This is a genomic window from Albimonas sp., assembly GCF_055129145.1.
Window position 1 is genome coordinate 1 of sequence record NZ_JBSRTQ010000174.1, and the last position, 8069, is coordinate 8069.

General features: G+C 72.2%; 9 protein-coding genes. 4 read left to right on the forward strand and 5 right to left on the reverse strand.

What is annotated here, in order from left to right; translation table 11 throughout:
* From ACTB72_RS18935 to scpB, 4 genes are all read left to right on the forward strand, one after another.
* A partial coding sequence (locus ACTB72_RS18935; protein ID WP_463038571.1) for an SPOR domain-containing protein occupies positions 1–397 on the forward strand: 397 nt, incomplete at its 5' end.
* A gap of 1 nt (position 398) precedes the next feature.
* The gene (locus ACTB72_RS18940) at positions 399–1421 is read left to right on the forward strand and encodes a glycoside hydrolase family 3 N-terminal domain-containing protein (protein WP_463038572.1); all 1023 of its coding nucleotides are present in this window, start codon (positions 399–401) and stop codon (positions 1419–1421) included.
* On the forward strand, positions 1414–2268 hold the full coding sequence (locus tag ACTB72_RS18945) for a segregation and condensation protein A (protein WP_463038573.1): 855 nt from the start codon (positions 1414–1416) through the stop codon (positions 2266–2268). Before ACTB72_RS18940 ends, ACTB72_RS18945 begins: the two co-directional genes overlap by 8 nt.
* Positions 2255–2899, forward strand: coding sequence for an SMC-Scp complex subunit ScpB (gene scpB / locus ACTB72_RS18950; protein WP_463038574.1), 645 nt, complete (start codon positions 2255–2257; stop codon positions 2897–2899). The genes ACTB72_RS18945 and scpB overlap by 14 nt, the downstream gene beginning before the upstream one ends.
* A 6-nt stretch (positions 2900–2905) precedes the next feature.
* Here the strand turns inward: scpB and mtaB are convergent, their stop codons facing one another.
* From mtaB to ACTB72_RS18975, 5 genes are all read right to left on the reverse strand, one after another.
* Entirely contained in the window at positions 2906–4225 is a 1320-nt protein-coding gene (gene mtaB, locus ACTB72_RS18955) for a tRNA (N(6)-L-threonylcarbamoyladenosine(37)-C(2))-methylthiotransferase MtaB (RefSeq protein ID WP_463038575.1), read from the reverse strand.
* Complete coding sequence (gene dapF, locus ACTB72_RS18960) at positions 4222–5085, reverse strand: diaminopimelate epimerase (RefSeq protein ID WP_463038576.1); 864 nt, start codon at positions 5083–5085, stop codon at positions 4222–4224. The genes mtaB and dapF overlap by 4 nt, the downstream gene beginning before the upstream one ends.
* A gap of 80 nt (positions 5086–5165) precedes the next feature.
* Positions 5166–5912, reverse strand: coding sequence for an SDR family oxidoreductase (locus ACTB72_RS18965; protein ID WP_463038577.1), 747 nt, complete (start codon positions 5910–5912; stop codon positions 5166–5168).
* A complete protein-coding gene (locus tag ACTB72_RS18970) occupies positions 5909–6967 on the reverse strand; it encodes a branched-chain amino acid ABC transporter permease (RefSeq protein WP_463038578.1) in 1059 nt (352 codons plus the stop codon). The genes ACTB72_RS18965 and ACTB72_RS18970 overlap by 4 nt, the downstream gene beginning before the upstream one ends.
* On the reverse strand, positions 6964–8001 hold the full coding sequence (locus ACTB72_RS18975) for a branched-chain amino acid ABC transporter permease (protein ID WP_463038579.1): 1038 nt from the start codon (positions 7999–8001) through the stop codon (positions 6964–6966). Before ACTB72_RS18975 ends, ACTB72_RS18970 begins: the two co-directional genes overlap by 4 nt.
* Positions 8002–8069 lie beyond the last annotated feature (68 nt).

Here is an 8069-nt window from a genome sequence, read left to right on the forward strand (position 1 = left end):
CAGCACGCGCGCGCCATCCGCGATGCCGATGGCGCCGGCCCGCCCGCGCGCGCCGGCCCCTGGGACGCGGACGGCCGCCGTCGCCGCGATCCCGGCTTCCGCCGCCGGGCCCGCCGCCGCCGCCGCGCCGGCCGCGTCGATCGAGACCGGCGACGTGGTCATCCAGCTCGGCGCGTTCAACACCGACCAGATCGCCGAAAGCCAGTGGGCGCGCCAGGCGCGGCGCAACGAGGACCTGCTCGGCGCCTACGGCCACACCATCACCACCGTCGAATCCGGGGGGCGGACGCTGTTCCGTCTGCGGGTCGGGCCGATGACGGACCGGCAGCGGGCCCAAGACCTCTGCGCCGCGCTGAAAGCCCGCGGCGACGCCTGCATCGTGGCGAAGGTCCGCTGAGGTGGTCGCGCCCCGCGCCATCATTCTGGGACATGCCGGCCCCGAGCTGACCGCTTCCGAGCGCGCCTTCTTCGCCGATGCCGACCCCTGGGGCTTCATCCTCTTCGCCCGCAATGTGACGAACCCCGATCAGCTGCGGGCGCTGACCGAGGACCTGCGCGCCTGCGTGGGCCGCAACGCCCCGGTCTTCGTTGATCAGGAGGGGGGGCGCGTCGCCCGGCTGCGCGCGCCGCACTGGCGCGAATGGCCGTGGCCGCCGCGGCTCGAGGCGGCGCTTTCCCCCGAGGCGGTGGACGAGGCGCTGGCCCTGCGTTTCCGGCTGATCGCGCATGAGCTGCACGCGGCCGGCATCGACGGCGACTGCATGCCGATCGCCGACGTGGCCTTCGCCCGGACCGACGCGATCATCGCCGACCGGGCGCTGGGGCGGGATGCGGCCACGGTGGCGCGCCGCGCCGGGCTGATCGCCGAGGCCCTGCTTTCCGGCGGCGTGCTGCCGGTGATAAAGCATCTGCCGGGGCATGGGCGGGCGGACATGGACAGCCATCTCGCGCTGCCGGTGGTCGACGCGGCGCTCGATGATCTTCGCGCCACCGATTTCGCCGCGTTCCGGCCGCTGGCGGGCCAGGCGCTGGGGATGACCGCGCATGTGGTCTACACCGCCATCGACCCGGACCGGCCCGCCACGCTGTCGCCCGCCGGCATCGCCGCGATCCGCGACGACATCGGCTTCGACGGCTGCCTGATGACCGACGATCTTTCCATGGGCGCGCTCTCGGGCACGATGCGGGACCGGGCCGAGGCCTCCATCGCCGCGGGCTGCGACCTGATCCTGCACTGCAACGGCGACCGGGCGGAGATGGAGGGGGCGCTCGATGGCACGCCTCGCCTCGCGGGTCGGGCGGCGGAGCGGGCTGCGGCGGCGCTGGAAGCGCGCCGCGCGCCCGAGCCCTTCGACGCGGAGGCGGCGGACGCCCGCCACGCGGAGCTGGTCGCACCGCTGGCGGCGGGCGCCCATGCCTGACCCCCGCGCCCCGGCCCGCGCCTTCGTCGAGGACCGCCGCCGGCGCGACGCTCCCGACGGGCGCACCGGCGCGCTGGGAACGGAGGAGCGGCTGGCCGCCGAGGCGCTGGTCGTGGATGTGGACGGGTTCGAGGGCCCGCTCGACCTGCTGCTGACGCTGGCGCGGACCCAGAAGGTCGACCTGCGCCATGTCTCGATCCTGCAGCTGGCCGAGCAATACCTGCTGTTCGTGGAGGCGGCGAAGCGGCTGCGGATCGAGCTCGCCGCCGATTACCTGGTGATGGCCGCCTGGCTCGCCTATCTGAAATCCCGCCTGCTGCTGCCGCCTGAGCCCACCGCCGAAGGCCCGTCGGCCGAGGACCTCGCCGCCCGGCTCGCCTGGCGGCTGGAGCGGCTGGAGGCGATGCGCGAGGCGGGCGCGCGGCTGATGGGGCGCGACCAGCTCGGCCGCGATTTCCATGCCCGCGGCGCGCCCGAGCGCGTGGAGACGGTGCGCCGCGTGGTCTATGACGCGAGCCTGATCGACCTCCTGCGCGCCTACGCCCGGGTCAAGACCCGCGACGACTACCAGCCCCTGCACCTGCGCCGCGCGCCGATGATGACGCCCGAAGCGGCGCTGGAGCGGTTGCGCAGCCTGATCGGGGAGGTGCTGGACTGGCGCGTGCTGCAGACCTTCCTGCCCCCGGAATGGCGCGACGACCCCAAGCGCCGCCGCTCGGCCACCGCCGCGACCTTCGTGGCGATGCTGGAGCTGGTGCGCCGGGGCGAGGCGGACATGCGGCAGGAGCGCGTGTTCGGCGAGATCTCCATCCGCTCCCGCCGGGTGGCGCGTGATGGATCGGCCTGAGCGCCCGGCGACGGAGCCGCTTTTCCCCTCGCCGCCGCTGGGCGAGCAGGAGCGGATGGTGGAAGCGATCCTCTTCGCCTCGGCCGAGCCGATGACGGTGGGCGAGATCGCGGAGCGGCTGCCCCATGGCTGCGACGTAGCCGGGGTGATGGGGCTTTTGCGGCGGCGCTATTCCGGACGCGGCGTGGCGTTGGTGCAGGTGGGCGGGGCGTGGGCGTTCCGCACCGCCTCGGACCTTGGCTGGCTTCTGGCGCGCGAGGTGGTGGAGACGCGGCCGCTGAGCCGGGCGGCGATCGAGACGCTGGCGATCATCGCCTATCACCAGCCCGCGACCCGCGCCGAGATCGAGGACATCCGCGGCGTGGCGGTGTCGCGCGGCACGCTGGATCTGCTGATGGAGCGGGGCTGGGTGCGGCTGGGGCGACGGCGGACAACGCCGGGCCGGCCGGCGACCTTCGTGGTGACGGAGGCGTTCCTGGACCATTTCGGCCTGTCGAACGCCCGCGATCTGCCCGGGTTGAAGGAGCTGCGCGAGGCGGGGCTTCTGGACAACGTCCCCCCCGGCGACATGCCGACCGACGACGAGGACGACGGCCCCCCCCAGTCGCGGCTGTTCGATCCGGACGACTGAGGCGGGCTAGCCCGCCAGCAGGCGGGCGCCGTCGCGGCCGGTGATCCGGACCTCGACGAGGGCGCCGGGGACCCGGGGAGCGGCGAGTTCGACCTCGGCGAAGGTCTCGCCGCGGCCGCGGGTCTCGGTTTCCATCACCAGGCGTTCGGTCCGGCCGATGCGGGCGTCGAGCCAGGCGGTCTGGGCGGCGTCGCCCACGGCGCGCAGGCGGGCGGCGCGGGCCTTGATCTCGGCCTTCGCGACCTGCGGCATGCGGGCGGCGGGGGTGCCCTTGCGGGGGCTGTAGGGGAAGACGTGCAGCCAGGTGAGGCCGCAGTCCGCGACCAGACGCAGGGAGTTCTCGAACATCGCCTCGGTTTCGGTCGGGAAGCCGGCGATGAGGTCGGCGCCGAAGACGAGGTCGGGGCGGGCCTTGCGCATGTCCTCGCAGAAGCGGATGGCGTCGTCGCGCAGGTGGCGGCGCTTCATGCGCTTGAGGATCATGTCGTCGCCGGCCTGCAAGGAAAGATGCAGGTGGGGCATCAGGCGGGGTTCGGAGGCGATGGCGGCGATCAGCGACGGGTCGGCCTCGATCGAGTCGATGGACGAGATCCGCAGGCGGGGCAGGTCGGGGACGAGGCGCAGGATGCGCTGCACGAGGTCGCCGAGCGGCGGGCGGCCGGGCAGGTCCGCGCCCCAGGAGGTGAGGTCGACGCCGGTGAGCACAACTTCGTTGTAGCCGCGGCCGACGAGGCGGCGGATCTGCTCGACCACCACGCCGGCGGGCACGGAACGCGAGTTTCCGCGGCCGAAGGGGATGATGCAGAAGGTGCAGCGATGGTCGCAGCCGTTCTGGACCTGCACATAGGCGCGGGCGCGGGTTCCGAAACCGTCGATCAGGTGGCCGGCGGTCTCGGTGGCGGACATGATGTCGTCGACGCGGATCGGCTCGGAGGCGACGCCGAAACCGGGGGCGCCGGCGGCTTCGGCGGCGCGGGCCTCGGCGGCGAGGCGCGCCCAGGCGGGGGCCTGCATCTTTTCGAGGTTGCCCAGCACGAGGTCGACTTCAGGCATCGCGGCGAAGGTCTCGGGCTCGGTCTGGGCGGCGCAGCCGGTGACGATGATCCGGGCGCCCGGATTGTCGCGGTGCAGTTTGCGGATGCGCTGGCGGGCCTGGCGGACGGCCTCGGCGGTGACCGCGCAGGTGTTGACGATGACGGCGTCCGAAAGTCCCTCGGCGGCGGCGAGCTCCTTCATCGCCTCGGTCTCATAGGCGTTGAGGCGGCAGCCGAAGGTCTCGAAGACGGGCGCGGCGGCGGCCACGGGGGGCTTGGTCGGGGCGTTCATGCGGCCTCCACCCGGGCGAGGAAGGCGGGGGAAAGCTCGGCCTCGAACACCTCGGCGATCGGGCCCGCCATGCGCACGCCGTCGTCGCGCCAGTCGATGAAGAGCGAGCCGCCGTCGAGGATCACTTCGGCGCGCCGGCCGGTCAGGCCCCGGCGGGCGGCGGCGACGACGGTGGCGCAGGCGCCCGACCCGCAGGCGAGGGTGACGCCGGCCCCACGCTCCCACACCCGCAGGCGGATGCGATCCAGGCCATGGGCGGGGGCGAGGATTTCAGCGAATTCGACGTTGGTGCGCTCGGGGAACATCGGGTGGTGTTCGTAGACGGGCCCGTCGGTGGTCAGCGGCGCGACCTTGGCGTCGGGCACGAAGAACACGCAATGCGGGTTGCCCATGGAGACGGCGGAGGGGGCGCCGGGGAGGGGCAGGGTCTCGGTGTCCACGGGCTCGGAGAGCGGGATCTGCGCCCAGTCGAGGGCGGGGACGCCCATGTTGACCTCGATCAGGCCGTCGGCGCGGCGTTCCGCGGGAAGCAGGCCGAATTCGGTGCGCAGGATCAGCGCGTCGCGCCCGGTCTCGGCCATGGCGAGGCTGGCGACGCAGCGGGTGGCGTTGCCGCAGGCCCCGGCGGTGGAGCCGTCGGCGTTCCAGAAGCGGATGCGCAGGGCGGCGGCGTCGCCGGGGGCGGGGGGAAGCAGTTCGGCCAGCTGGTCGAAGCCGACGCCCCGATGCCGGTCGCCCAGCGCGCGGGCGAGCTCCGGCGTCACGCCGGGGCCGCCGGCGCGCGCGTCGATCACCACGAAGTCGTTGCCGAGCCCGTGCATCTTGCGAAAGCGGAGCGGCGGCTGGGGGGCGGTTTCCATGGCCCGCATATACGCGCGCGCGGCGCGTCGCGAAAGGGGGAGGCGCGGGGGGCGGGGTTGCGCGGGGCGCAGGGGCGGGGTCAGTCGGCGTAGATCATCTTGCGGGTCATGCCGCCGTCGATGACGAGCGTCTGCCCTGTGACGAAGCCCGCGCCCTCGCCCGCAAGGAACAGGAGGGCTGCGGCGATGTCGTCCACCGTGCCGACCCGGCCCGCGGGGTGCTGGTCGCGGTCGGTCGCGTTGTGTTCGGGCGGGGTGGGGTCGGCGCCGTGCTGGAGGTGGGTCGTCTCGATCCAGCCCGGCGCGATGGCGTTGACCCGGATCTCGGGCCCGAGGCTGATGGCGAGCGCGTGGGTGAGGGCGGTGATGCCGCCCTTGGCGGCGGCGTAGGCCTCGGAATTCGGCTCGGATTGCAGGGCGCGGGTGGAGGCCATGTTGACGATGGCGCCGCGGCGGGGGCGCAGCATCGGCACGGCGGCGCGGGTGCACAGGAACGTCGCGGTGAGGCTGGCGTCGAGGCGGCGGCGCCATTCGGCGAGGCTCAGGTCCTCGATGGGGCCGGCATGGGGCCCGGCGATGCCGGCGTTGTTGAAGAGAAGGTCGAGGCCCTCGGGCGCCCATTGCGCAAGGCGTTCGAAGGCCGTTGAGACGGCTGTCTCATCGCCCACGTCGGCTTGAAGGGGGAGGAGGGCGGGGTGCTCGGGCAGGGCGGCCAGCGCCTCCGGGTTCAGATCAAGGGCCGCAACCTTCCAGCCCTCGGCCAGCAGGCGACGGGTGCAGCCCAGCCCGATGCCCTGGGCGGCGCCGGTGACGAGCGCGGTCTTCATGTCTTGCCTCGCAACCGTCCGACCACGCCGGACGGGAAGAAATAGACCGACAGCACGAAGATGACGCCCAGCCAGAGCAGCCATCGGTCGGGGTTGAACAACTCGGGGAGGACGGGGATGCCCTCGGTCGAGGCGGCGACGAAGCCCATGACCTCGCGCAGATAGGACTGCGCGATGACGAAGAGCGTGGCGCCGATCACCGCCCCCCACATGGCGCCCATGCCGCCGATGACCACCATCAGAAGGACATCGATCATGATCTCGAAGCTCAGCACCGCGGCGGGGCCGGCATAGCGCAGCCAGACCGCGAAGAGCGAACCGGCGAGCGCCGCGGCGACGGCGGAAAGGCAGGTGGCGGCGATCCGGTAGCGGACGACGCGGAATCCGATGGCCTCGGCGCGGAAATCGTTCTCGCGGATCGCCTGGAGGACCCGGCCGAAGGGGGAATTTACAACGCGGAGCAGGGTGAGGAAGAGGATCAGCGACCCCGTGAAGACGAAATAATAGAGCAGAAGCTTGCCGTTGAGCGACACGCCGAAGAGCTTTCCGTCGGCGATCTTGAAGGCGGGGGTGAGTTCGCGCGGGACGGCGAAGGAGAAGCCGTCCTCGCCTCCGGTGATGTCGGAGAACTGGGAGACCATGACGGCGAAGGCGGAGGCGACGGCCAGCGTGATCATCGCGAAGAAGATGGCGCGGACGCGAAGCGAGAAGAGGCCGATGACGATGGCCAGCGCGGCGGCGGCGACGGCCCCTCCGGCGGCGCCGAGCGCGATCTGGCCGAAGCCTCGGCCGAGCCCGTCGAGGGAGAGGGCGACCCCGTAGGCGCCGATGCCGAAGAACATCACATGCGCGAAGCTGACGATGCCGGTATAGCCGAGCAGCAGGTCGTAGGAGGCGGCGAGCGCGATGAACACGCAGATCCGCGCCGCCGTGTCGAGCGAGCGGGTCCCGGGGAACAGGAACGGCGCGAAGGCAAGGCCGAGGAAGATGGCGATCAGCAGCGCGGCCAGGATCGGCGAACCGGGGCGGTCCCCTGAAATCAATCGAAAAATCATTTGGCCTTAACCACCGGAAACATGCCCTGCGGGCGCCACATCAGGATCGCGACCATCAGGCCGATATTGGAGACCAGCGCCGCCTTGGGCGCGAGGAAGGCCACGTAGTTGTAGAGCAGGCCGATGAGCAGCGCGCCGATGAAGCAGCCCTCGACCGAGCCGAGGCCGCCGATGATGACCACGATGAACACCATCACCATGATGTCGCCGCCCATATGGGCCGTGATGACCTCCTGGTAGAGGCCCCACATGATCCCGCCGAGGCCGGCCAGCGCCGAGCCCGCCATGAAGACCGCGATGAAGAGGGTGCGGATGTCGTAGCCGAGCGCCTCGACCATCTCGCCGTTTTCAACGCCGGCGCGGACCAGGAGGCCGATTTTCGTGCGGCGCATCAGCCAGCGCAGACCGAGGAAGAGCGCGAGGCCGAGGGCGACGGCCATGACCCGGTATTTCTCGACCGCGGCGCCGGCGAAGGTCCAGGCGCCCTTGAGGGTCTCGGGGCGTGAGACGTGGATCTCATCGGGGCCCCAGACCACGAAGATCAGCTGCTGGACGATGATCAGGCCGCCCATGGTGACGAGGATCTGTTTGAGATGGGCGCCGTAGACCGGGCGGACGATGACCCGTTCGAAGACGAGGCCCATGACGGCGGTGGCGGCCATGGCGGCGATGGCGGCGAAGCCGAGGGCGGTCAGGTCGGAGAAGACGGAAGGGGCGGCGTCGGGAGCGCCGCCGCCGATGGCCGCGAGGGCGGAGACGCCGACGAAGGCCCCGACCGAGATGAAGGCGCCATGGCCGAAATTGATCACGTCGAGCAGGCCGAAGACCAGGGTCATGCCCGACGCGATGGTGAAGATCATCATGCCCATGGCGAGGCCGGCGACGGTGAGGGTGATCCAGGAGGACAGCGCCGGGATCATGGCGAGACCGGCGAGCGCGAGGACGGCGACGAGGAGGGCGGGGGCGTGCGGCTCCAGCCGGGCGAGCGCGGTCTCGCGCGCGATGGTGGGGGCGTGTTCGGGGGCGAGGCTCATTTTGGGAGTCCTTGCACGTGGCCTGCGGCCAGCGCCGCGCCCCGGCGCGCCTCCCGCCCGCCCACCCC

Bases quoted from the DNA above. Each gene is read 5' to 3' on its own strand.
- ACTB72_RS18945 (WP_463038573.1), top strand. From the start codon at position 1,414: ATGCCTGACCCCCGCGCCCCGGCCCGCGCCTTCGTCGAGGACCGCCGC.
- scpB (WP_463038574.1), top strand. From the start codon at position 2,255: ATGGATCGGCCTGAGCGCCCGGCGACGGAGCCGCTTTTCCCCTCGCCG.
- ACTB72_RS18975 (WP_463038579.1), bottom strand. From the start codon at position 8,001: ATGAGCCTCGCCCCCGAACACGCCCCCACCATCGCGCGCGAGACCGCG.
- dapF (WP_463038576.1), bottom strand. From the start codon at position 5,085: ATGGAAACCGCCCCCCAGCCGCCGCTCCGCTTTCGCAAGATGCACGGG.
- ACTB72_RS18970 (WP_463038578.1), bottom strand. From the start codon at position 6,967: ATGATTTTTCGATTGATTTCAGGGGACCGCCCCGGTTCGCCGATCCTG.
- ACTB72_RS18965 (WP_463038577.1), bottom strand. From the start codon at position 5,912: ATGAAGACCGCGCTCGTCACCGGCGCCGCCCAGGGCATCGGGCTGGGC.
- mtaB (WP_463038575.1), bottom strand. From the start codon at position 4,225: ATGAACGCCCCGACCAAGCCCCCCGTGGCCGCCGCCGCGCCCGTCTTC.